Origin of the sequence: Hydrogenispora ethanolica (assembly GCF_004340685.1) — a bacterium.
Classification (GTDB): Bacteria; Bacillota; UBA4882; order UBA8346; family UBA8346; genus Hydrogenispora; species Hydrogenispora ethanolica.
In genome coordinates this window covers 341659-364188 of the sequence record NZ_SLUN01000001.1, presented here as the reverse complement: position 1 = coordinate 364188, position 22530 = coordinate 341659, and the positions used below count along the sequence as shown (strand labels likewise).

The 22530-nt window shown below is 57.4% G+C and carries 21 protein-coding genes and 1 pseudogene; 6 read left to right on the top strand and 16 right to left on the bottom strand.

Annotated features, from left to right (window positions below):
• Nucleotides 1-231: 231 nt before the first annotated feature.
• From EDC14_RS26540 to EDC14_RS01590, 3 genes and pseudogenes are all read right to left on the bottom strand, one after another.
• Nucleotides 232-378 (bottom strand): hypothetical protein, encoded by a 147-nt coding sequence (locus EDC14_RS26540; RefSeq protein WP_165907713.1) that lies wholly within the window; start codon nt 376-378, stop codon nt 232-234.
• A gap of 145 nt (nt 379-523) precedes the next feature.
• Nucleotides 524-794, bottom strand: a pseudogene (locus tag EDC14_RS01595) (nitroreductase family protein); the annotation flags it as partial.
• Between the two features lie 34 nt (nt 795-828).
• Complete coding sequence (locus EDC14_RS01590) at nt 829-1848, bottom strand: NADH:flavin oxidoreductase (RefSeq protein WP_132012425.1); 1020 nt, start codon at nt 1846-1848, stop codon at nt 829-831.
• 124 nt (nt 1849-1972) lie between these two features.
• On the opposite strand from EDC14_RS01590, the gene EDC14_RS01585 reads away from it, so the two are divergent.
• Entirely contained in the window at nt 1973-2317 is a 345-nt protein-coding gene (locus tag EDC14_RS01585) for a winged helix-turn-helix transcriptional regulator (protein ID WP_132012440.1), read from the top strand.
• 679 nt (nt 2318-2996) lie between these two features.
• Here the strand turns inward: EDC14_RS01585 and EDC14_RS01580 are convergent.
• The gene (locus tag EDC14_RS01580; protein WP_132012424.1) at nt 2997-3866 is read right to left on the bottom strand and encodes a LysR family transcriptional regulator; all 870 of its coding nucleotides are present in this window, start codon (nt 3864-3866) and stop codon (nt 2997-2999) included.
• 279 nt (nt 3867-4145) lie between these two features.
• Here EDC14_RS01580 and EDC14_RS01575 point away from each other — a divergent pair, with 279 nt between their 5' ends.
• The 3 genes from EDC14_RS01575 to EDC14_RS01565 all read left to right on the top strand — a co-directional run bounded on the left by EDC14_RS01575 (nt 4146) and on the right by EDC14_RS01565 (nt 8234).
• Complete coding sequence (locus EDC14_RS01575; protein WP_132012423.1) at nt 4146-5045, top strand: DMT family transporter; 900 nt, start codon at nt 4146-4148, stop codon at nt 5043-5045.
• Nucleotides 5046-5323: 278 nt separating this feature from the next.
• Nucleotides 5324-6478, top strand: a complete 1155-nt coding sequence (locus EDC14_RS01570; RefSeq protein ID WP_165907712.1) for an aldo/keto reductase — start codon at nt 5324-5326, stop codon at nt 6476-6478.
• Between the two features lie 256 nt (nt 6479-6734).
• Nucleotides 6735-8234 carry an MBL fold metallo-hydrolase gene (locus tag EDC14_RS01565; protein WP_132012421.1) on the top strand — a complete coding sequence of 500 codons (1500 nt, stop codon included), beginning with the start codon at nt 6735-6737 and terminating at the stop codon, nt 8232-8234.
• A gap of 35 nt (nt 8235-8269) precedes the next feature.
• Here EDC14_RS01565 and crcB read toward each other — a convergent pair whose 3' ends face one another.
• From crcB to EDC14_RS01540, 5 genes are all read right to left on the bottom strand, one after another.
• Entirely contained in the window at nt 8270-8635 is a 366-nt protein-coding gene (gene crcB / locus EDC14_RS01560) for a fluoride efflux transporter CrcB (RefSeq protein ID WP_243662754.1), read from the bottom strand.
• Between the two features lie 224 nt (nt 8636-8859).
• A complete protein-coding gene (locus EDC14_RS01555; protein WP_132012420.1) occupies nt 8860-9861 on the bottom strand; it encodes a GGGtGRT protein in 1002 nt (333 codons plus the stop codon).
• A gap of 21 nt (nt 9862-9882) precedes the next feature.
• Nucleotides 9883-10575, bottom strand: coding sequence for an iron-sulfur cluster assembly scaffold protein (locus EDC14_RS01550; protein ID WP_132012419.1), 693 nt, complete (start codon nt 10573-10575; stop codon nt 9883-9885).
• A 203-nt stretch (nt 10576-10778) separates the two neighbouring features.
• Complete coding sequence (locus tag EDC14_RS01545; protein WP_132012418.1) at nt 10779-11540, bottom strand: hypothetical protein; 762 nt, start codon at nt 11538-11540, stop codon at nt 10779-10781.
• On the bottom strand, nt 11537-12520 hold the full coding sequence (locus EDC14_RS01540; protein WP_132012417.1) for an OmpH/Skp family outer membrane protein: 984 nt from the start codon (nt 12518-12520) through the stop codon (nt 11537-11539). Before EDC14_RS01540 ends, EDC14_RS01545 begins: the two co-directional genes overlap by 4 nt.
• 394 nt (nt 12521-12914) lie before the next feature.
• Here EDC14_RS01540 and EDC14_RS01535 point away from each other — a divergent pair, with 394 nt between their 5' ends.
• Entirely contained in the window at nt 12915-14783 is a 1869-nt protein-coding gene (locus tag EDC14_RS01535) for an N-acetylmuramoyl-L-alanine amidase (RefSeq protein WP_132012416.1), read from the top strand.
• Nucleotides 14784-14932: 149 nt separating this feature from the next.
• Nucleotides 14933-15520, top strand: a complete 588-nt coding sequence (locus EDC14_RS01530; protein ID WP_132012415.1) for a MerR family transcriptional regulator — start codon at nt 14933-14935, stop codon at nt 15518-15520.
• On the opposite strand, the gene EDC14_RS01525 is transcribed toward EDC14_RS01530, so the two are convergent.
• The 7 genes from EDC14_RS01525 to EDC14_RS01495 form a co-directional block, all read right to left on the bottom strand.
• Nucleotides 15482-16702, bottom strand: a complete 1221-nt coding sequence (locus EDC14_RS01525) for an MFS transporter (protein WP_132012414.1) — start codon at nt 16700-16702, stop codon at nt 15482-15484. The genes EDC14_RS01530 and EDC14_RS01525 overlap by 39 nt on opposite strands.
• A 214-nt stretch (nt 16703-16916) precedes the next feature.
• Nucleotides 16917-17303: a nuclear transport factor 2 family protein gene (locus EDC14_RS01520; protein ID WP_132012413.1), complete on the bottom strand. Its 387-nt coding sequence runs from the start codon at nt 17301-17303 to the stop codon at nt 16917-16919.
• A gap of 487 nt (nt 17304-17790) precedes the next feature.
• Nucleotides 17791-18615 carry a PHP domain-containing protein gene (locus EDC14_RS01515; RefSeq protein WP_132012412.1) on the bottom strand — a complete coding sequence of 275 codons (825 nt, stop codon included), beginning with the start codon at nt 18613-18615 and terminating at the stop codon, nt 17791-17793.
• Nucleotides 18612-19313 carry a ribulose-phosphate 3-epimerase gene (gene rpe, locus EDC14_RS01510; protein WP_132012411.1) on the bottom strand — a complete coding sequence of 234 codons (702 nt, stop codon included), beginning with the start codon at nt 19311-19313 and terminating at the stop codon, nt 18612-18614. The genes EDC14_RS01515 and rpe overlap by 4 nt, the downstream gene beginning before the upstream one ends.
• 27 nt (nt 19314-19340) lie before the next feature.
• A complete protein-coding gene (locus EDC14_RS01505; protein ID WP_132012410.1) occupies nt 19341-20813 on the bottom strand; it encodes a rhamnulokinase in 1473 nt (490 codons plus the stop codon).
• A gap of 19 nt (nt 20814-20832) precedes the next feature.
• Nucleotides 20833-21615 (bottom strand): DeoR/GlpR family DNA-binding transcription regulator, encoded by a 783-nt coding sequence (locus tag EDC14_RS01500; protein ID WP_132012409.1) that lies wholly within the window; start codon nt 21613-21615, stop codon nt 20833-20835.
• Nucleotides 21616-21923: 308 nt separating this feature from the next.
• Entirely contained in the window at nt 21924-22529 is a 606-nt protein-coding gene (locus tag EDC14_RS01495; protein ID WP_132012408.1) for a class II aldolase/adducin family protein, read from the bottom strand.
• Nucleotide 22530: the final 1 nt, after the last annotated feature.

The window sequence follows — 22530 nt, the reverse complement described above, 5'->3', positions numbered from 1 at the left end:
AGTGTCAGCCTCCTTCGTATTGTAGCTCTGTTCTAAGCTCTCGCTTAGTTTAACCTACGTTTTGCGAATCGGATGCTGGCACTTCCATTATATCTTACACGGATCCTGGCATCCCTTACAAGGATGAAGAATATCCTAGTTGGACGGAAGACCATACCTGACATGAGGGGAGATCGACTGATATATTAGGTGGGCCGGGATGGAGGACGGAGCGCCGGGGAAGGCGGGTACTCAATACCCGAACAATATTCCGTCCATCAATCCCTCACTGTAAATCAATTCGTCCTGCCGGTTCATCTGATCCATCCGGCGACAATCATAACGGTCCAGGAGTTTTTGGTCGTCGGGAGTCAACTTGGCGGTGAGCTGTTTCAGCAATTGACCCGGTTCCTCGCCCAGTTCCCGGAATTCCGGGTCAAGGTTGACAATCTTCTCATGGATCTGCCAGAGACGATGGAGGATAAATTTTTAAATGCCTTTGCTGTCACCGGTTAACATGGCGGACCTCCTGGCTTCCCATATCTCTACCATCAACTGTTCTTTTCCAACTAATTGTATTGTCATAGCATACAAGTAAAGCTAAAGGTGCTTGAAAATGATATGGTGTGCATGTTTTCAGAATGTCTAAGCTATCCTCGGAATTTAAGCACAAGAATCCGTTGAGATTGATAATTCACAGCCGTTGGTGCAAGTCTGCCCGCTTCCAAAATCAAATCAACCTTTTCTTGCTCCACTCTTTTGTTGTTGAATTTTCTGACCGAACAGCGGTCTTTTACTAAATCTAAAAAATCCATTGTTACCCCCCCCAATCGTTTCCTACAATTTCAATTATGAATGGGCTTTGGCTATTATTTGTGCCGGACATTTTTCGCCATTTGTGAACCATTTACATTCGCGGCATTCAAAGCAGGGCTTATAGTCGCTGTCTTTCATGGAATGCTTTATGAAATCTGAATCGGCTAAAAAGGGCTTTCCATATGCCACAAAATCACAGCAGTTATTTTCAATCAATACATTTCCTCTGTCCAATGTCTTAATGTCATTCACAGCAATGACAGGGATATTTACATGCTTTTTAACATGGCATCCTGTGTAGACTGCATCATTGTATTCAAAAGCCGTAGGCAATTGCAGTTTCCTATCTTCGGGTATTCCAGTAGACACATGCAACATATCAATACCCATATTCTCCAGAGCTTGAGCTGTCTGGACATCTATATCCAGATTGTCACCCCAACCCATTCGATAGGATACAATAAAGTGATCTCCGGCGAAACTTTTAATCGCCTCCGTAATTTCCTTTACCAAAGTTAATCTTCCGATTAAATCACCGCCATAAGCATCCTGCCGTTTATTGGAATAGGACGATGCTATCATATTCAGAAAAAAGGTATGCGCTCCATGCAATTCAATACCATCAAGGCCAGCTTTTTTGCAAATCTCTGCGCCACAAATAAACCCATCTCTAATTTTGACTAAATCATTCTTTGTCAGCTTATTGACATCTTCCGAATTGTTATCATAAAAACTGAAACCAGGTAAACCAAGCTGCGCAAAAAATCTGGTTTCGTTTTTATGACAGGCTTCCGCTATTTTATTTAGATAGCCAATGTGCAGTTCAGAATAAGCGCCTGCTCCGCCTGCTATCTCTTTTTCGGCGGATATGGAAAGCACTTGGCTAATCATTAAGCCGATTCCTTTGTCTGACCGTCCTAAATAATCCTGTAAGAGTTTTTCACCCATAATGCCGTTTTTGCTTGGGTAACCGAAACGCACCATAGGGGCCATAACAACCCTGTTGGCAAAATGAATGTTTTTCACTTGAATCGGACTAAATATATTTGACATACAATCACGCTCCTAAACCTTTCTCAACCTTGAACATATTTACATTTTCTATTATAATGAATTATATTGATAAAAGAAAGTACGCACTATTTTGTAGTATACACACCGAAAGGAGAGTAATGGTATAGAAAATATATGCCGTAGCAAACAGGCCCCGTTTGAAAATACACTTGCTATTATTGGGGGAAAATGGAAATTAAAACTTCTGTATGAATTGGCCTGTGAAACAACATTGAGATATGGTGAGTTAAAGCGAAACATCCCATATATCACCCATAAAATGCTAAGCACGCAACTGAAAGAACTGGAAAATGACGGAATGATTGTGCGCAAGGAATATGCTCAAATTCCACCAAAGGTAGAATATTCCTTGTCCTCCAAAGGGTTATCATTTCTTCCTATATTGGATGAAATGTGCAACTGGGGCAAACAAAATACTTTAGTAATGAAAATAGAGGATAAGGATTAACCATCGGTGATAAACCAGACCAAGGAAGCATAACGACTACCAAGTACTACTTTGATCAAACATCATTCCAAAGTTTTAAAAACCTTCTGACCAAAGAAGATTACGTGATCGTCGAAGCCTGTACCAACGCCGCCTAAGTTTGTTGGAAAGCCGTATGCGGGAAAACCGCACGTACGGTTTGACGAGGGGGGAAGGCATCCGTGCCTTTCTCTACTCTACCATTCTGTCTGGCAACCAAGTTATGGCTTCCGTTGACGACCGCAGTTTTTCATCCTCCGTGCAACGACATGATCTTAAAAGCCATGTGATAAAGTCCTCAAATTCGGAAATCACTCTGTCAAAGGATTAAAAATCGACTTTATCACTTGCTTTTCTGAGCTTTTGTGTTCACCCTGACCTTCGGGCAGGGTTTATCACAACGCTTTTAAATCACATGATTTACGAAAAAACGGTAGATCGTTCGTTATTTTCGCAAATCATATACACTAGGGATTCATGTCGTTGCATTGGGAAAAGATGCGTCGTCCGCCTTCATCCCTGAAGGCGGTTGCTGTTTCGGAAGATAAAAGCTTCTATCGATATGTGAGTTTAATAAGAAATCAAAATTAAAGCAACATCCTGCCGTAATATGGGGACACCTTCCGCAGCCTTCGATCGTTCCGGCGCCGGAAATCGGACTTCAATCGCGATGACGGTACTGCAAATACTGGAGGAACCGTTTGACCGCCAGGGAAGCGGTCTTTGAATCCTTGATCGCCAGGCCGATCTCGCGGTAGGCGGGCACCTCCAGTTCTTTTTGCACAATCCGGTAGGGGTTGCGCTTGAGGATCAATTCCGGCAGGATGCTGATGCCCAGGCCGTTTTCGACCATGGCCATAATCGCATAGTCGTCCCAGGTCGTGAAGCGGACATTGGGGACGATATGATGCATTTTAAGAATCTCCGCGATCTCGCCTCTCCCGCCCTTCTCCAAAAGCATAAAGGGCTCCTCTGCCAAAGCGCCGAGCGGAAAGGATTCTCGTTCGGCCAGCGGATGGTGTTCCGGCAGTATCACCAGCAATCGGTCCCGCTCCAGGAAGACGCTCTCCAGATCGGGGTTGAACGGAAACGTAAGAAAGCCGCAGTCCACGCGGCCTTGGATGATCCAGCTTTCAATCTCGGTATAGTCGCCCAGGAGCAGTTCGAACTCGATGTTGGGGTAGTCCTTTTGGAACGACTTGATCATGTTGGGCAGCCAATGCGTGGCCACGCTGGAAAAGGTCCCGACCCGGATCAGGCCGGAGTTCAGTCCGTGCAACTCCTCGATCTCGGTCAGCAATTTCTGATGCGCGTGACAGACATTTTGCAGATGCGGCAGGATTTTGAGTCCGTCGGAGGTGATCCGCACGCCGGAGCGTTTCCGTTCCAGCAGCGCAATTCCCCACTCGGCTTCCAAGTCGTTCATCATGTGGCTGATTCCCGACTGGGTGTAACCGAGCGCTTCGGCCGCCTTGGTCAGACTGCCGTATTCCACGGTTTTAATGAAGGCCAGGTATTTCTGGATGCTCATCGCAGGAGACCCCATTCCGTTTTCTCATGTTGAAGATGAAGGAGATGCGTTTTTCTAATGGATCAACTTATATTATAATGGTTTAAAAGCCATGTGATAAAGTCTCCAATCCGGACATCATCCTTTCAAAGTGGACTAAAAACGACTTTATCACTTGCTTTTCTGAGCTTTTGTGAACGCCCCGACCTTCGGACGGGGTTTATCACAACGCTTTTAAACAAGGAAGTCAACGTTTCATCGGCGTTTAATCAGCAATTTGAAACGCAGCGGAGAATCGTCATGGGCGCCAGGCTAAAAATCATCGCCGCCATGCTCATCTGGGGCAGCATGGGGCTGCTGGTCCGCAACATCCCTCTGTCGTCGGGCGAAATTGCCCTGGTCCGGGGCGGAATCGGCGTATTTTTTCTTGTAACGGTCAGCTTTCTCATGAAAACCCCGCTTGCCAGGCGAGAGCTCATCCATAACCAACCGGTGCTGCTTGCCTCGGGGATTGCGCTCGGTGTGAACTGGATTCTCCTGTTTGAGGCCTATCAACATACCACCATCGCCAATGCGACGCTCAGCTACTATCTGGCCCCCGTCATCATCACCGTGCTGTCGCGCCTTGTTCTAAAAGAAAAACTGACCGTGATCAAAGGGATTTGCATTCTCGCCGCGCTGACCGGCTTGGCGCTGGTCGCTGGGGTATTTACGGCCGCGCCGCCAACAGCTGGCCATAATCTCGGGATACTCTACGGGGTGGCCGCGGCCGTGGCCTATGCCGGCTTCACGCTGCTGAACAAGTTCCTCAAAGGCCTGACGAGCCTCGCGGCGACCATCGCCCAGCTGGGAGTGGCCGCGCTGGTTCTGCTGCCGTACACGCTTTTCACGGGTGATGCGACCGCTGTCATCGCGGGCCGGACCGTCCTCTTGCTGATCATCCTGGGGATTATCCATACCGGGATGGCCTTCTGGCTGTTTTTCTCCGCCGTCAAGGATTTGAAGGCGCAGACCGTCGCGGTATTCAGCTATATCGACCCGGTGACCGCCATCATCTTGTCCGCCTGCCTACTGGACGAAAAAATGGGACCGGTCCAGATCCTCGGCGCCTGTTTGATACTGGGTTCCACGCTCCTCAGCGAGATCTGCGGCAGTTTCAATCTCCGGGTTGTCGCCCATAAGCCGGTCAAGACGGTGTAGAAGGGCGAGTTAAAACTTGGGGATTCGAGTTCCCCTGAGGAGTACCCAAAAAATTCAAAACCTGCGAATAGCAGGTTTTTTAATTGGTTTGCAGCAGGGGCAATGATCGTTATCAAAGCGGCACTGCGATCAACGCTTGACTTGGAGGTAACTCAAAGGTATAGGATGAAGATAAGGATTCGGATGAGAATAAGGCGGAGCGCTAGCCGCCGGAAGGACCGGATTCAGGAGATCATGCGGGGAATCATCTTCAGCTTGACGATAAGGAGTGGATGGGAATGCAACCATTGCAACGGCGCCGTTTCGGCAAGACCGGCCTGATGGTGACCGAGCTCAGTCTGGGAGCGATGAATCTGCGGCGGGCCGCCCGCTATGACCAGGTGGACCGGGTGGTTCATTACGCCCTGGATCAGGGGGTCAACCTGATTGACACCGCCCGCGCCTATAACGGCCAACTGCCGGGGGGCGAGACGGTGGAGAGCGAAGTGGTGGTGGGCCGGGTAATCGCCGGCCGCAAGGATCTGCGGGAGCCGGTGGTGATCGTCACCAAGGGCCACGGCTATACCCCGGAGAAGTTCGATGCCGATCTGGAGACTAGCCTCGCCAAACTGGGCGTGGCGGGCCGGCACGACTTGCGGATCGGCCCCAACCCCATCAAGCTGGTTTATTTCTTTCACGGTATCAGCGAAGAACGCTGGAGCGAGATGAAGTCCTCGGGCGTGCTGGACAAGATTCAAGCGGTCAAGGAAGCGGGCCTCATTCACTACATCGGGTTCTCCAGCCATTATAAGGATGCCGTCGAGATCCGGGAGGCCATCGAGAGCGACCGCTTCGACGTGGCTGAACTGCCCTATAACATCTTCAACCAGAGCCTGGCGCCCTTGATCGAGCTGGCGCACGGGCACGATCTGGGGATCATCAACATGAAAGCCTTCGACGGCAACGAAATGGCCGAGCTGTTCCGGCTGTTGAGCGAGCATATAGAGATCGGCTACCGCGAGATGCTGCAATTCTGTCTCGCCAACCCGTTCATTGCCACGGTCGACGCCGGTGCCATCTATCCCGAGCAATTCCAGGCCGACATCGCGACCGCTTTGGCGCCGTTGCCGGATGCTCCCCGCTTGGAGGAGTACCGCCGCATCGGTTTGCGGCTGGCGGCCGATCTCAACCTGAGCGAGTTATGCCGCGACTGCCGCCACTGCCAGGAGTATTTCGCCTGTCCCCAGGGGATCGACTTCCCGACGGTGCTGCTGCTATTATCCAGGTACCGCCTGGCCAGGATCTTCGGCAAAGACGCCGCCGCTTACAGCGCCGCCTACCGGGAGCTGAAGCCGGCCGCCGCCCAGTGTCTCCAGTGCGGCCAGTGCGAGCCGCTCTGCGAATACAACCTGAAGATTCCTGCGCTGTTGCAGGCGGCGGAGCGGGAATTATAGAGGTTTTCGGCGAGGACGTTCCCTTTTTTAAGAAAAAGAGCCGTGGATTCCATGGCTCTTTCATTTTTTCAACCCGAATTGCGGCAAAGCTGACTCGCCAATGAGATCGCAATTCTCGGATCGCATCGGTTTCGAGAGGAAAACTCGGAGCCTTTCGTGAATATTCTTATATCCATCCCGGCTTCGAATAATCTAAGCGGCGCAAGAGCGCTTTGCGGGTTATCAAGCATTTGAGGCCGTTACGAGGTGAAGTCCCATGCCGAGCAAAACCTATGTTACCAGCATGCCGGATAAGACCGGCGCTTTTCTGCTGGCCTCGCGCATCATCGCCAAGCATCAGGGCAATATCGTCCGGGTCAGCTATAACAAAGCGGTCGATCTGCATACGCTGTTCATTGATGTCGAGGCGGACGAGGGAAGTCTCGCCGAAATCGCCCGGGAGCTGGAAAGCGTCGGCTATCTCAAACGGGGCAATCCCGAGGTGCGGGTGATCGTCGTGGCCATCAAGCTTCCCGACCGGCCCGGCGCGTTGCTGCCGGTGCTGAAGGTGCTGGACCGCTACGACATTAACATCTCCTATATCAATTCCAGCTCCAATCATACCCCGTATCAGCATTTCAAGATGGGCCTGCTGATCGAGGACCCTCCGCTCATCAAGATGCTGCTGGACGAGATCAGCGAGCTCTACCCGATCGATATCATTGATTACGACGATTCCCAGGAGATCCTGGATAACACCATTTTTTACATCCGGCTGGCCAACGAGATGCAAAAATGCCTGGGCCTCTCCGCCGAAAAAACCATGGAATTCATCTCGGAGTCCAACCGCATCCTCCAGCTGTTGCAGGAGAAAGGCGAGAACCCCGCCAAGGTCTTCGACTCCATCCGGCGCTTCGCCCATTTCATCGGCGCACACCAGGGCAGCCGTTTTCAGGCGGATATCGAAAAGCTGAGGGTGAGCGAGGCGGTCGTCCTTTACAGCATTCAGCCGCCCTGCGGCAGCAATACCTATGTGCTCGAGACCTCCGGCGAGCTGACGCTGATCGATACCGGCTACGCGATCTATGCCGCCGAGATGTTTGCGATCCTGCGGCAACTGTTTCCCGATTGGGAGCGGCGGCTCAAGAAAGTATACATCACCCACGCCGACGTGGACCACTGCGGCCTGCTGTCCAAGCTGCCGGAGGTAACGATCGGCCTCAACCAAAAGAGCGCCGACAGTCTGCGCCGCCAGAGCATCGGAATCCCCGACTACCGGGAAACCCGCGACGCCGGGTTCGGCTACAGCAGGTTGAGCCGGATCATCTCCGGCTATCTGCCGCCGGATGCCGGGCAGTTTGAGCTGATCGATCAGGATACGCCGGGCGAACACGACGAGCTGATTCCCATCGGAAAGGTCGGCTTCGCGGACCTGGAGTTTGAGGTATGGGAGGGGAGCGGCGGCCACCTTGAGGGCGAGATGGTCTATCTTTGCCGGGCGCGCGGGATCGCCTTCACCGGCGACAACCTGGTCAATATCAGCGGCTTCTCTCCGGAACGGGCGGAATTCAATTCTCTGGCGCCTTATTTGATGCGGAGCGTGAATGTGGATTCCGGGAAGGCGACGGCCATGCGCCAGGCGATCATCCGCCTCATCGAGGAGGTCGGCAGGGACAACCGGAAGCCGTGCCTGATCTGCGGCGGCCACGGGCCGCTCTCGGTATACGCCGGGGGGAGGCTCACCGGTATCCAAGGGGGCGAGAAAATCACGCTGTGAGCCGCTCGGTCGGGAGCGGTTTGCGCCCGGAACGCTCAGATCGTCTTGCCGAGCCACAGGCCGAGCAGGACCAGGGCCAAGCCGCCCAGGTTATTGGCCGCGATATTGACCAAGGCCCCCGGCAGCTGGCTGCCCATGAAATTGGCGCTCTCCAGCGCATAAGTGGAGAAAGTGGTTAACCCGCCCAGAAAGCCGGTCATGAATAGCAGGCGGATGGGGGGCGAAAGCAGGTTCCGCCCCGCCAGCGAAAACCCCAGACCAATCAGGAAACAGCCGCTCAGGTTCACACCCAGGGTGCCCAGGGGGAAATGGTTCCCAAACCATTTCATCGCCAGCAATGAAAAAAGATAGCGGCAGGCGGACCCCAGTCCGCCGCCGATCATGACCAATAGGATATTCAACGTGATCCCGCTCCTATCCCGTAAAATCTGAATCGGAGTTGTCAGCCCGAGACAGGAGTGGGCGAACCCCGGTGTTTCTTAGAAGCCATGTGATAAAGTCTCTTTCCAACCGATTCGGTCTGGAAAAGTTTCAAAAAACGACTTTATCCCTTGCTTCTCTGAGCTTTTGTGTTCAACCTTGCCTGCGGCCGGGGTTTTATCACAACGCTTTGTAGAGAGGCGATTTACTTCGCCATGGCCTCTTCGATGGCCACCGCCACCGCGACCGTGGCTCCGACCATCGGGTTGTTGCCGATGCCCAGGAAGCCCATCATCTCCACGTGGGCCGGCACCGAGGACGAACCGGCGAACTGAGCGTCGGAATGCATCCGGCCCATGGTGTCGGTCATGCCGTAGGAAGCGGGGCCGGCGGCCATGTTGTCGGGATGGAGGGTCCGGCCGGTGCCGCCGCCCGAGGCCACCGAGAAATATTTCTTGCCAATCTCGTAGCATTCCTTTTTGTAGGTCCCGGCCACCGGATGCTGGAAGCGGGTGGGGTTGGTGGAATTGCCGGTGATCGAGACATCGACGCCTTCATGATGCATGATGGCGACGCCTTCCCGGACATCGTCAGCACCGTAGCAGCGGACCTTGGCCCGTTCGCCTTTAGAATAGGCAATTTCGCGGACGATATTCAGTTTGCCCGTGGCATAGTCGAATTGGGTCTGCATATAGGTAAAGCCGTTGACCCGGGAGATGATCTGCGCCGCGTCCTTGCCCAGGCCGTTCAGAATGACCTGCAAGGGTTCGGTCCGGACCTTGTTGGCCGACTTGGCGATGCCGATCGCGCCCTCGGCGGCGGCGAAGGATTCGTGCCCGGCCAGAAAGGCGAAGCATTTGGTCTCTTCCCGCAACAGCATCGCCGCGAGATTGCCGTGGCCCAGCCCGACTTTGCGATCGTCGGCCACGGTCCCGGGAATACAGAAAGCCTGCAATCCCTCGCCGATGGTCTCGGCGGCCTCGGCCGCCTTGCGGCAACCCTTCTTGATCGCCAGCGCCGCGCCGACTACATAGGCCCAGCAGGCATTCTCAAAACAGATCGGCTGAATGGCTTTGGTGATGGTGTAAGGGTCGATCCCTTTCTGCTCGCAGATGGCCTTGGCTTCCTCGATCGAGGAAATTCCATATTGAGAAAGAACGGCATTGATCTGCGCGATTCTCCGTTCATAGCTTTCAAACAATGACATGTCGTTTTCCTCCTCTTTGATTTATTCGTACCGCGGATCGATGTATTTCTGGGCTTCGTCAAACCTGCCGTAGCGCCCGGTGGCCTTTTGCAAAGCTTCATTGGCGTCGGTGCCCTTTTTGATCATGTCCATCATCTTGCCGAGGTGCACGAACTCATAGCCGATGATCTCGCCGTTGTCGTCCAAAGCCACCCGGGTGACGTAGCCTTCGGCCATCTCCAGGTAGCGCGGCCCTTTGGCGAGGGTCCCGTACATCGTCCCGACTTGGCTGCGCAGGCCTTTGCCCAGATCCTCGAGGCCCGCGCCGATGGGCAGGCCGCCCTCGGAAAAGGCTGTCTGGGTTCGGCCGTAGGCGATCTGGAGAAACAGCTCGCGCATGGCGGTATTGATGGCGTCGCATACCAGGTCGGTATTCAAAGCCTCCAAGATGGTCTTGCCGGAGAGGATCTCCGCCGCCATCGCCGCCGAATGGGTCATGCCCGAACAGCCGATGGTCTCCACCAGGGCTTCCTGGATGACGCCATCTTTGACGTTCAGCGTCAGCTTACAGGCGCCCTGCTGGGGAGCACACCAGCCCACGCCATGGGTTAAACCGGAGATGTCCTTGATCTCTTTGGCCTGAACCCAGCGGCCTTCCTGGGGAATCGGAGCCGGTCCGTGATTCGGCCCTTTTGCAACACACGACATTTTTTCCACTTCCGATGAGTAGATCATTCTGTGACCCCTTTCGTTCCATGTAATTGGGTTGAGGAAAAACTATTCCAACTTCAAAATATTAGATGAAAAATGCAAAATCCTTCTTTTTCGGTACTTTAAATATTCATAACAAAAAACTCCCCTGTTTTGGAAGCGGACCAAAACAGGGGAGCCTCGGTCTTGCGCGGCGGTTGGGGCCGGGCGGAGGGTCCGGCATCCCGTCACGGGATAAAATGCACCCCGATCGCCACCAGGCTGAGCAGGATGGCGATTCCGGGGAGAAGCCACTGGCGGTTGTTCCGGGGCGGGCTCAGCGGCCGGGGAGTTGGGGCGCTGGCAGCGGCCGCTTGTTTGAAAGCCGTCTGGAGCTCGTTCAGCCGTTGCTGGTTGGAGAGGTCCAGCGAACGCAGCAGCCGGCGGAGTTGATTGCCCTCTTCCTCCTGCTTTTCCCGGAGCGACTGGCATTGCTGGCTGAAGGCATTCTTCCAGCGGGCATAGTCGTGACTGAGCGAGGCCAGCGAACGGTTGAGTTCCTCCAGCGAATCGCGCAAATCATTGGAGAAGGTGACCAGCGAGTCGATCGTCTCTTGCTTGGTCTTCATTTCGACCACGGCTTTTTTGACGGTCAAAAGGTTGCTGAGCAACTCGCCGTCGGTGGCGTTATTCTGAATTTCGCTGATGGATTGGAGCACCAGGTCATACTCCTGCTTCATCGCTCCGGAGATCGCAAACAGAAACATGATCAGATCGAAAGTTTTCTGCTGAATCGTAACGACTTCGCCCACATTCCCCGCCAAGCTTTTGATATTCTCCGATTTATTCCAGAAGCTGTCCCACTTGCCCTGCGTCTTAATGGACAGGGATTGACTGGAGATCTCTTTCAATTTGGCGATGGAATTGGATACGCTGGCGCGGAATTCTCCGGAAAGCCTCGCATTCTTTTCGATTTCCAGCCGTTCCGGGACGGTGATGTCGGAGTTCATTGCAATTCCTCCTTCAATTCTTGGAGCGCCTGTTGCAATTCCAGTTTCCGCCGGCGGATCTCCTGGAACGTCTCGCGCGTCTTCCGGTCATTGCCGGCCCAGTCTTCGCTCAGGATGGAGCGAAACCGGGGATCGCGGCTCAGCTGTTGCAACCGGGTTTCGAAATTCTCCTGCCATATCCTGTCCAGCTCCCGGATGTCGGCCGCTTTGTTTTGGATCTGGCGCATCAGCTTCTGATATTCCAGGCAGTTGTCCAGCAAATGCCGGCCGGTGCAAAGGAGCAAACCGCCGATGGTCGAATGATGAAAGTTCAACAGCTCCATGACCTGGTTTGCGCCCGAGGTGATGGCATTTTCGGTGATATACGCGGAAAACTGGGCGATCATCTGCATGGCGTAAAAGCCGTTCTCCTTGAGGAGTCTTTGATGCGCGGCAAACAAATCCGCAAAATTGGTTTGGAGGCCGGGCGCGGCCAGCGGGCTGCCGGGAATGACTTTGAAGATGAAGGTATATCCCTGCAAGATAAAGCTCATGCAGGCGCAGTGCGGGATTTTTTGGAGATCGACCAGGATCTCGTTATGAAAGAGCTCCATGAAACCGGGCGCGTGTTGCAGCGCGGCGGGGACCTGAAACCCCAGCGACTGGAAGAACTCCAAAGTGCTCCGGTACGCATCCGGCGTCGCAACGGCCAGGGCGGCGCGGCCGGGGTGGATAAGTTGGCCGAATTTCTGGGCGAAGGCCGTTCCCAGGGTCGGGACATCCAGCCTCGGGAATTTCGACTCCCAAAAAAGCTTGGTGACGCCGCTGAGGAGGCCGGCGATGGAAGCGACCAGCACATCCTGGAGTTGGATGCGAATGGCGAATAATTGCGATACTTGGTCGGTCAGGCCGTCGATCTCCTTGCTTTTTTGCTCTTTCAAAGCGAGGAGATCGAATTGATTCATGACAAATTCAAGATCGCCGGGGAGCTCTTGGCTCATCGCGTCACCTTCCTGCCCGGGAAAGACGCTCCGCCGCCGCGTCGGGCGCTACGGCTCGTTTTCGCACGGTCCGATTCCACTAGTAAATTCTGTAAATTTTATTAAAATCCTTCCTGTAATGGAAAACCTGACAAAAAGAGGCGCATTTCCATCCTCATTAGGATCGGGAGCCCCAGCTGGGGAAATCATCCCTGCGGAACAGGCCGCGGCGGCGAGCGTTTCCAATCGGGATAGGCATGGTAATAAATACTTTTCCGGGAATCAGAAGGGGATTTGTTTTGGATATGGAAGTTACAGATAGGAAAGTCCGAAGGAAGAAAACCCTGTAATTGGTTTGAATTGGGATCTGGGGGACGAGGATCCCGACCGAGCAAAAAAAGATGAGGTTGAAGCGATGAAGATCATCCTTGTTTCATTATTTTTAGCCCTGTTGACGATGGGAGCGGTCCTCGCCGATTCCGGGGCGCTCCTTTCCAGCCCCGCGCCGCCGGCCGCTGTCGCGGAGGGGACGTCGCCGGGCGAGCGGATGCCGCTGCCGGCGCAACCGATCCGGATCGTCGCGCCGGCGGAGAACGCACAGCTGCCGGCGTTGGCTGCCACCTTCGTCTGCGGCGCGGTACCGCCGGGCGGGCAGCTCCGGATCAACGGCGCGGCGGTCGAGGTCCATCCGGAAGGCGGGTTTCTGGCCATGGTGCCGCTCGCTCCCGGCCCAAACTTGATCCGCGCCGAGCTGGAATACGGCGGCGCCCATTATGAGCTGACCCGGACCATCCGGGTGGCCGAGCCGGCGCGGCCCGCGCCGGTCCACCCCTTGACCGTCGAGTATGTGACGCCCGGCCAGGACCAGGAGTTGCTCCCCGGCGACGCGGTGACAGTGACCGCCAAGGGCAGCCCCGGCATGAAAGCCTATTTCACCGTGAGCAGAGTCCGCAAACGCTGGCCCATGATCGAGTCCGCGGAGACGCCCGGGATCTATCAGGGAGTCTACCGGGTCGGCGCCAAGGACCGGCTGAAGCAGTCGCGGATCAAGGTCACGCTGGCCGATGACCGGCACAAGCGGCGGTCGGCCGAGGCCAAGGGCGCCCTGTCGCTGTTCCCGGGCGATCTCCCGGTCCTGGCCGAAACGGTCTCCCCGGACGCGGTCCTGCGGGCCGGCCCCGCCGTCTCCGCCTACGACAGGGCCGGTTATCTGATGTTTCCGCCGCCCGGGACGCTCCTTCAGCTCACCGGCAGGAACGGCGATGAATACCGGGTCCGGCTGAACCGGACCCGCAACGTCTGGGTCAGCGCCGGCCAGATCAAGCTGCTCCCCTCGGGGACTCCTCCGGCCCGGGTGGTCGCGGGGAGCGTCGCCATCAGCGCCGTGGACGGCCGTTCGGCCCGGATCCGCCTGCCGCTGGGGCGGAAGATCCCGTTCCTGGTCGCGCCCGATCCCGGCGGACGGTATCTCGATCTCTCGCTCTTCGGCGCTACCTCCAATACCGATCTGATCGCCTATGCCGCAACCGGCCCGATCCGGCGGGTGCAATGGTTCCAGGACGACGAGGAGACCTACCGGCTGCGGATCGCCACCGTTCCCAGGAGTTGGTGGGGTTACGACGTCCGCTACGAAGGCAATGCGTTGGTGGTGGAACTGCGGCTGCCGCCGCCGCTGCCCGCCGGCGCGTCGCCCCTGGCGGGGCTGGCCGTGGCCGTGGATGCCGGCCATTCCCCCGACACCGGAGCCGTCGGCGTCACCGGTTATCTCGAAAAAGACGCCAACCTGGCCATCGCCCTCCAATTGCAAAAGCAGCTGGAGGCCGAGGGCGCCAAAGTCATCATGATCCGCCGGGGCGATGAGGGCGTCCCCTTGAACGAACGGCCCCGGATCGCCTGGCAAAAACAGGCCGACATCCTGGTGAGCATCCACAACAACTCGCTGGGCTACGGCGGGAACCCGCTCCTCAAGCACGGCTACGGGGTATACTATTTCACCCCCATGAGCCAGGCGCTGGCCGGGGAGATTCACCGGAGCTACGGCGAGACCTTCGGTCCCGGCGCCGCCTTCGGCTTGCGGGACGACGGCCTGTACTACGACAATCTGGCGGTCACCCGCGGCCCGCAGATGCCCGCGGTGCTCACCGAGTCGGCCTATCTGATCCATCCCGTCGAAGAGGCTTATCTCCGGAACGATGCCTTCCGCGCGGCCTGCGCCGCCGCGATCCGGCGCGGGATCGAGCGCTACGCCGGCCGCATGCGCCCGGTGATGGCGCCGGCGGAGTAGATTCCGGCGGGCAGCGGGGAACCGGCGCAAAAAAAGGCGTCCCCAAAGTCCCCCGGATCGTGATAGAATCAAAGCGACCGGTCCTTTCCGGTCACCGGACCCTGAAAGGAAGGCCGGGTTTGATAAAGATAGGATAGCGGGTGTTTCCAATGATCTCCATCGGCCGGTTGGCAAAGCAAATGAAAATCTCCCGGACGGCGCTGCTGTACTATGATTCGCTGGGACTCCTGCGGCCGGCGGCGGTCAGCCGGGCCGGCTACCGGATGTACTCGGAACAGGACGTCGAACGGCTGGGCAAGATCCTGGATTACCGCAAGACCGGTCTTTCGCTGGCCGAGATCCGGCGGCTGCTCGATGGGGAGGCGGGGGAGGACCGGGTGGTAGCGCTGTTGCTCAAACGGTTGGGAGAGATTAACGGGGAGATCGCCGGGCTCAAAAAACAGCAGGAGATCCTGATCCGGTTGATCCGGGCCCGGGAACTGCTCCAAACCCTCCGCCGCTCCGATCCCCAAAGCTTCGCCGCGATCCTGGAGAACGCCGGGATCGCCGCCGCGGATTATGACGCCTGGCACCAAAGCTTCGAAGCGCATTCGCCGGAACTGCACGCCCGGTTTTTAGAGGCGGCGGGATTCAGCGCGGCGGATATCCGCGAGCTGCGCCAAGAATTGCGGGCCCAGGCGCCGGCCCCGCAGGGTCATTCACGGCAGGCTGGGGAGGGCCCGGACCCGTTGCTTTAGAAAGCGATTGATCCTTTCCGAGCCGATCAGCATGGCCACGATGTAAAACGCCACCAAAAACGGGAAGATGGCGATGGTGGCGCGCGAGGCGATCAGGCCCAGCAGCGGCGGGAGAAAGGTCGTGCCGGTATAGGCGAGCGCCATTTGATAGCCGATGATCGTCTGGGAATGCTCTTTCCCGAAGCGGCTGGGCGTCTCATGCAACATGCACGGATAAATGGGGGCGAACCCCAGCCCGACCAGCAGCAGGCCGGCCAGCGAGGCCAGGGCCGGCAGCGGCAGCAGGAGCAGCGCCGCTCCTGCCAGGGAGACCAGCTGCCCCAGGCGGATCAGGGTGCGGTTGTTGACCTTCAAGGTAATAAAGCCGGCGATCAACCTGCCGATCGTAATTCCGGCGTAATAGATCGAGACCCATTGCGCCGCCGTCGCCGCGGGCAGTTGCTTCACATTCACCAGGAAGCTGCTGCCCCAGAGGCCCACGGTGGCTTCGGCGCCGCAATAAAAGAGGAAAGAGACCAGGGCCAGCTTGACCCCTTGGATCCGCAGCGGTTTGACGGGGGTCCCGGCCGCTTCGGCCGGAACCCCCGCTGAGTCTTCCGCCGCGGCCGCGGCGGAGCCGTCGTGAATCTCCCTGGCCACCCGGTCCCAGAGCGGCAGGGTGAAAAAGAGCACCCAGACCAGGCCGAACTGGATCGCCGCCACCACCAGGTAGCCTTGATGCCAGGAACCCCGGCCGGCGATGAAATGGGCCATGATGACCGGGCCGAGCGTCGCGCCCACCCCCCAGAAGCAATGGAGCCAGCTCATGTGATGGGCCTTGTAGTGCGCCGCCACGTAACTGTTCAGGCCGGCGTCCACCGAGCCCGCCCCCAGGCCGAGCGGCACCGCCAAGACGATCAGCCACATAAAGCAGGACGCCAGCGAGAACCCGAACAGCGCGCCGGCGGTCATCAGACAACTGATCAGGGTGACCTTGCCGGTGCCCAGCCATTGCAGCATCCTGCCGCTGGCCAGGCTGGAGACGATGGTCCCGCCGGCGATGATCATCGAGAGCAGCCCGGCGGCCTCGAGCGACGCCCCGCATTCATGCCGCATCACCGGCCAGGCCACTCCCAGCAACGAATCGGGCAATCCCAGGCTGATAAAAGACAAGTAGATCACAATCAGGAAAAGTGTCGCCATCGCCGGTCAAACCGCCTTTCAATGATGTAGATTGGGGACTCCGTCCCGGAGCGCCTGGCGGCCTGGGCGTAATGGCCTGAAACCACCGGGGATTTTCCGCTAATATTTTCCATGGAAACAACAGTTTATTATATATCATTCCGGGGGCGCATTGTCAAGCCGATTCCGTGCTAATTGCGGCGGAGGCCAGGCGAGCGATGAGCGGCCGCAGGGCTCAATAGCGCTCCGCGAACCCTCCCGCGATCCGCCATGGGGGCGGCGCGGCATTCTCCGAATAATACTCGGTCAGCTCGCGGATGAGGCCGTCTTCGAAACGGAAAAACGAAGTGGCGTAGAAGGAGGCCGAGCCGTCCGCGGCGGCCACCTCGGCCACGCTGATCACCTGGTCGGCCACGGACCACAGCTGCTCCAGCCGGATGCGCCAGCGCCCCGGATAACTTTGATTCATTTGGATGAAGGATTCGCTGCCGTGGAAGCGTTCCCGGGTGTTGGGCCAACGGATGACCGCGTCCGGCTTCATCAGCTCCCGGACCGCCGCGAAGTCGGCCGCGTCGAAGCACCGCCAGAATTCCCGGACCCGGGTCTCGTTCGAATGGTTCATGAGTTCTCATTCCTCCCGATGGCTGATGTTTCCAATGATACCAAACAAACGTTCGCATGTAAAGCCCCGCTTCTCCGATTGCCATCCGGCCCCCGGAATGGCAATCCTGCCTCCGGAAGTGCTATATCCGGCCGGAGAAAGGCATTTTCCATCCCGAGAATCGCACTTTCGGCTCGGAAAATCGCAATCGCCATCTCGAAAATTGGAATTCCGCTCCTGAGAATGGCAATTTCCATTCCGAGAAGCGTTTTTTCGCCCCGGTGAATTGCAAAATCGCGCCGGGAAATTGCATTTCCGGTCCTGAGAATTGCATTTTTGCTCCGGTAAATTGCAATATCGGAGTTGATAATTGAATTATCAACTCCGATATTGCAAATTCCAGCTTTAAAAATGAGTATTTCTTCAATAGTTATGAAAATTTTGAAGAAAAAAGTAGAAATAAGGGTTTTGAATCGGGAATCCGCAAAAAATAAAACCCGGCGGCGGCTTACCGGGAAAGCGCGATCAGGCCGGCAATAGCAGGGCCCGAACAGGTGAAAGAGCCCAGCGGATGAGGGACCTTGGCGTACGGACCGTGGAAATCGCTGCCGCCGGTGGCGATGAGGCGGTAGCGCTCGGCGATGGCGCCGATCCTGGCGCGGGTGGCCGCATCGTTGCGGGGATGGTTGTATTCGACGCCCCGGACCATCTTGGCGGCGGCCAGCTCCTCCAGCAGATCGGCCGAGTCGAACTGGCCGGGGTGGGCCATCACCGCGATGCCGCCCACTTGCCGGATGAGGCGCGCCACTTCCCGGACGTCGGGGTAGCGGTTCGGCACATAGCAGCTGCCGCGGCTGGAGATCAGCTCCTCCATGAGCGGGCCGATGGCCACGTTGGTATACCCCAGATCGGCCAGGGCCTGCATGATGTGGGACTCGTAGATCGACTGGCTCTGGCTGCTGTAGCGCTCGATATGCTCCAGCGTCACCGGATAGCGCGCCATGATCTTCGCGATCATCTGCCGCTTGGTGGCTGCCCGCGAGCGGAGCGTCCGGTCCAAAAAGGCTTGCAGCGTGACGGGGTCCCGCGGAAAATAGCAGAGCATATGCACGGGGCGATCGCGCTGGTCGTCGCGGCAGGAGATCTCCACCCCCGGAATGACCCCGACGCCCAGCGCCTGCCCGATGACCCGGGCGCGCTCGACTCCGGCCAGCGTATCGTGGTCGGTGATCGCCACATAATCCAGGCCGATCCGTTGGGCGTAGGCCAGAATATCGGCCACGCTCAGGCTGCCGTCCGAACAGAGGCTGTGGCAATGCAGATCGCCGGTCATGCCCTGCCCCCCTTTCCGCCGCCGGCCGCCCCCGCCGCAGCGCCGAGGGTTCGAAAGGCGGCGACTACGTCCGGGAATTCGGCGGGCGGGTGATTGAAGAGGCCGGAGGAGCCGAGGACCAGCACATTGGCGCCGGCCGCCACCAGCCGGGGGGCGGTGGTCTCCATGATCTGCCCGTCGACCATGATGTCCGGCGCCTTGCCGTGCTCGGCCAGGAGCCCGCGCAGCCGGGCCAGTTTCCCAAAGACGCCGGGGATCAGCGTTTGTCCGGCGAAGCCGGGCTCCACCGTCATCACCAGGATGACGTCGAGATAATCCAGGAGATAGGGAAGGGCGTTGATGTCCGTCGCCGGATTGAGGGCGATGCCCGCCTTCCGGCCCTGGCTCCGGATCAGTTTGAGGGTCCGGATGGGCTGGCGCAGCGCCTCCAGGTGCGGGATGAGGATATCCGCGCCGGCGGCGGCGAATTCCGGGATATACCGGTCGGGGTCCTCGATCATCAGATGGACATCCACCGGGAGGCCGGTCGCCTGCTTGACCGCTGCGACGATGCTCTGGTTCAGGCTGAAATTGGACACGAAGTGCCCATCCATTACGTCGATATGAAATTGATCCGCCCCCGCGCGCTCCAGCGCTTTCAATTGGCTCTTCAGCTCCAGGGGAGGGATGCACATCACCGAGGGAGAGATCTTGTTCATCGGCGCGCTCCCCGTCCGGGACCCCTGTTACTCCAGGTGGAATGCTTCCTTGAATTCGGCATACTTCTCCTCCCACAGGCGCGTCTGGCGCGGCTGATATTCGGCGATGGGAAAGGAATTGGCGATGACCGCTTTGCCCTGCTCGATGCCGGCGATCTCCCGGTTGGCCAAGAGCTGCAGCAGGATGTTGCCGAGCGCGGTGGCGTGGGGCAGCCCGGCCAGGACCGGCCGGTTGCAGGCGTTGGCCGTGAATTGGCAGAGCAGTTTGTCCTTGGAGCCGCCGCCGACGATATTGATGCAGGGCAGCGCTTTCCCGCTCAACTGCTCAATCTTCTCAATGGCCCAGCGGTATTTGAAAGCCAGGCTCTCGGCGGCGCAGCGCACGGTCTCGCCCATGGTCTGCGGGGCCCTGCCGTCGGTCTCCAGGCACTTGCGGCGGATCTTGTCCGCCATTCCCTCGGGCGAAAAGAAGAGGGGATCGTCGGGATCGATCCGGTGGGCGAAAGGAGCCGCCTGGCCGGCCGCGGCTTCCATCTCCGCGAAGCTGTAATCCGCGCCCTGGCGGTGATAATCGCTCTGCAGCTGCTGGATGATCCAGAGCCCCATCACGTTGCGGAGCAGGCGGTGCCGGCCCGCCAAGCCGCCTTCGTTGGCGATGTTGTAGCGGTAGCCCGCCGGCTCGATGATGGGCGCCGCCACTTCGGTGCCCACCAGCGACCAGGTGCCGCTGCTGATGATCGCCCGGTCGCCCCGGGATACCGCGGCCAGGAAGGCCGAGGCCGTGTCGTGCTCGCAGACCGCGATCACCTCGAATCCGGCGCTGCCGAGCTCGCGATTGTAGGCCTCCTTGGTCCGGCCGATGGCCGTGCCCGGCTGGACCAGCGGGCCGAGGATCCGCCGGGGGATGCGGTAGGCTTCCAGGATGGCGTCGTTCCAATCGCCGGTCCGGAAGTCGAACATCTGGCTGACCGAGGCGATGGTATACTCGGCCACTGTCTCGCCGGTCAAGAAATGGGCCAGCAGATCGGGGGTGAAAAGCATTTTGTAGGCGTTCTCCAACAGGTAGCCCTGCCCGGCTTCCTGCATCGCGGCCAGCTGCATCAGGGTATTGAAGGGCGCGATCTGGTTGCCGGTCAGCTCGTAAAGCTTTTCCGGGGCCATTTTGGCGTAAATGGCGTCCCGGTGCCGTTCGGTCCGGGGGTCCCGGTAGCAGCGCAGCGGCGTGAGCAGCTCGCCCTGGCGGTCGATGAAGGCAAAATCATTGGAGAAGGTATCCAGCCCCAGGGAAACGAGCGGCCCGGCGGCGAGCCGGGCCGCTTTGCGCACCCCGAGGTTCAATTGGTTGTAGATATGGAAGATGTCCCAGTAGAGGCCGGCGTTGAGGGAGATGGGATAGTTCCCGAAGCGGTGCGCTTCCTCCAGGCTGAGCCGCTCGCCGTCAAAACGGCCCAATAAAAGCTTGCCGCCGCTCCCGCCGAGGTCAAAGGCCAGACAATTCATGATGGCTCTCCTTAGTTGATCATTTGATCACGATCAGTTCGGTTTTATATTTCTTCAGATAGTCCAGGGCGGACAGATCGGTTTTGTTGTCGGTGATGATCGAGTCGATGGACGAGAAATCGGCCAGGAAGATCTGGCCCATTCTCAGGAATTTGGTATAGTCGGCCAGGATGATCACGCTCTGCGAGCGCTCGATCATCATCCGCTTGGTATCGACCTCCGCCGCGCTCGAATCGGTCAGCATCTGCTGTTCAGTAATGCTGGCGCAGGATAAAAAGGCTTTGCTGGGATAGTAATCCTTGGCAATCCGCTGGGGAATGGTGCCGGAGAAGGACATGTTGCTCTCCTTGAAGACGCCCCCCAGGCAGATGAATTGCAGATTGGGATTGTGGACCTGCACCGCCTCAAGCAACAGTTTCAGGGAGTTGGTGATGATGCAGACGTGAATGTCCTTGGGGATATACCGCAGCAGATAGATGGTTGTCGAGCTGTTGTCCACAAAAATGGTGTCCCCGTCGGCAATCATCGCCGCGGCCCGTTTGCAGATGACGAGCTTCTCTTCATAGCGCTGGATCTCGCGGACCGACACCGGGAATTCGACTTGCGCGGTCTTGGATGTGGAAACGTTGAGCACGGCTCCGCCATGGGTGCGTTTGATGACGCCTTCTTTTTCCAACTCGCGCAGATCGCGGCGGATCGTTTCCTTGCAGGCCCCGAACCGTTCGGCCAGAGAGTTGACATCGACCTTTCCGGCCCGTTCCAGAATGTTGATGATTTCCGATTTTCGTTCCAATCCAAACATCGTATCAGTCCTTTAGCGAGATTATCGTGGGATCGCGAAGCGCTTTGCGAAGATCGCGGCGGCCATTGTATCATCCGGTATGCAAGAAAGTATGGGCTAATTCCAGAGCAGTCCGGCGACTCACGAGTCGCTGCTGCCCGGAGATAAACCCGCCGTCGATTCGGCAACGGATCCACTCCTATTTTACCATAAATAGCAAAATTCTGTGGGCGATCCGGGCATTTTTCCGGTTAAAAATCGGTTTTCCGCTCCATCCGTTGGTTTGGGATGCCCGAATCCACGCGGGCTTGCCGCCGGCCGGGTTTTCTTTAGATATTGTTTTTAAAGATGCCGCACATTGCATCGCATTCGATCCGTTCCAGCATGCTGTAGGCCATGAAAATGTCGTCGCCGGAGACGACCACGCCGTGGAGTGGCAGGATGCAGCCGATGGGCTTCTTTTCGGCAATGGCCCGGTGCTCCTCGAAGTATTGGTAGACATTCTCCGATAACTCCCTGGTATAGGCCTTGGTATAGGGAATGCAGCCCACTTCGCCCCGGCCCATGGTGGCCTCGGAAATGTTGGGAATCGGTTTGCTCTGGACGACATACACCATGCAGTACATAGGATGGGCGTGAATGGTGCAGCCGATGTTGTCGAAGTTCTTGAGGATCAATTGATGCATGTAGCTTTCGCGCGAAAGCTTGCCCGTGCCCTCCAGGATATTCAAGTCGAAATCCACCAGCAGCATGTCTTCCACCGCCAGCTCGCAATGTTTGCGATCCGACATCAGGGAGGGGGTGATCAGCATGCGGTCGGGCGCGACCTTCACCGCGAAATTGCCGCCCGCGGCATTGGTCAACCGGCGGTCCCACATCATTTTGGCGACTTTCACCATTTCCTGGCGGGTTTCAATGAACGACAGATTACTCATT

What these genes read in the sequence shown, in the direction of transcription:
- EDC14_RS01590 (WP_132012425.1), bottom strand. Translation starts at nt 1,848, where the DNA reads ATGTCAAATATATTTAGTCCGATTCAAGTGAAAAACATTCATTTTGCC.
- EDC14_RS01580 (WP_132012424.1), bottom strand. Translation starts at nt 3,866, where the DNA reads ATGAGCATCCAGAAATACCTGGCCTTCATTAAAACCGTGGAATACGGC.
- EDC14_RS01575 (WP_132012423.1), top strand. Translation starts at nt 4,146, where the DNA reads ATGGGCGCCAGGCTAAAAATCATCGCCGCCATGCTCATCTGGGGCAGC.
- EDC14_RS01570 (WP_165907712.1), top strand. Translation starts at nt 5,324, where the DNA reads ATGCAACCATTGCAACGGCGCCGTTTCGGCAAGACCGGCCTGATGGTG.
- EDC14_RS01565 (WP_132012421.1), top strand. Translation starts at nt 6,735, where the DNA reads ATGCCGAGCAAAACCTATGTTACCAGCATGCCGGATAAGACCGGCGCT.
- EDC14_RS01555 (WP_132012420.1), bottom strand. Translation starts at nt 9,861, where the DNA reads ATGTCATTGTTTGAAAGCTATGAACGGAGAATCGCGCAGATCAATGCC.
- EDC14_RS01550 (WP_132012419.1), bottom strand. Translation starts at nt 10,575, where the DNA reads ATGATCTACTCATCGGAAGTGGAAAAAATGTCGTGTGTTGCAAAAGGG.
- EDC14_RS01545 (WP_132012418.1), bottom strand. Translation starts at nt 11,540, where the DNA reads ATGAACTCCGACATCACCGTCCCGGAACGGCTGGAAATCGAAAAGAAT.
- EDC14_RS01540 (WP_132012417.1), bottom strand. Translation starts at nt 12,520, where the DNA reads ATGAGCCAAGAGCTCCCCGGCGATCTTGAATTTGTCATGAATCAATTC.
- EDC14_RS01535 (WP_132012416.1), top strand. Translation starts at nt 12,915, where the DNA reads ATGAAGATCATCCTTGTTTCATTATTTTTAGCCCTGTTGACGATGGGA.
- EDC14_RS01530 (WP_132012415.1), top strand. Translation starts at nt 14,933, where the DNA reads ATGATCTCCATCGGCCGGTTGGCAAAGCAAATGAAAATCTCCCGGACG.
- EDC14_RS01525 (WP_132012414.1), bottom strand. Translation starts at nt 16,702, where the DNA reads ATGGCGACACTTTTCCTGATTGTGATCTACTTGTCTTTTATCAGCCTG.
- EDC14_RS01520 (WP_132012413.1), bottom strand. Translation starts at nt 17,303, where the DNA reads ATGAACCATTCGAACGAGACCCGGGTCCGGGAATTCTGGCGGTGCTTC.
- EDC14_RS01515 (WP_132012412.1), bottom strand. Translation starts at nt 18,615, where the DNA reads ATGACCGGCGATCTGCATTGCCACAGCCTCTGTTCGGACGGCAGCCTG.
- rpe (WP_132012411.1), bottom strand. Translation starts at nt 19,313, where the DNA reads ATGAACAAGATCTCTCCCTCGGTGATGTGCATCCCTCCCCTGGAGCTG.
- EDC14_RS01505 (WP_132012410.1), bottom strand. Translation starts at nt 20,813, where the DNA reads ATGAATTGTCTGGCCTTTGACCTCGGCGGGAGCGGCGGCAAGCTTTTA.
- EDC14_RS01500 (WP_132012409.1), bottom strand. Translation starts at nt 21,615, where the DNA reads ATGTTTGGATTGGAACGAAAATCGGAAATCATCAACATTCTGGAACGG.
- EDC14_RS01495 (WP_132012408.1), bottom strand. Translation starts at nt 22,529, where the DNA reads ATGAGTAATCTGTCGTTCATTGAAACCCGCCAGGAAATGGTGAAAGTC.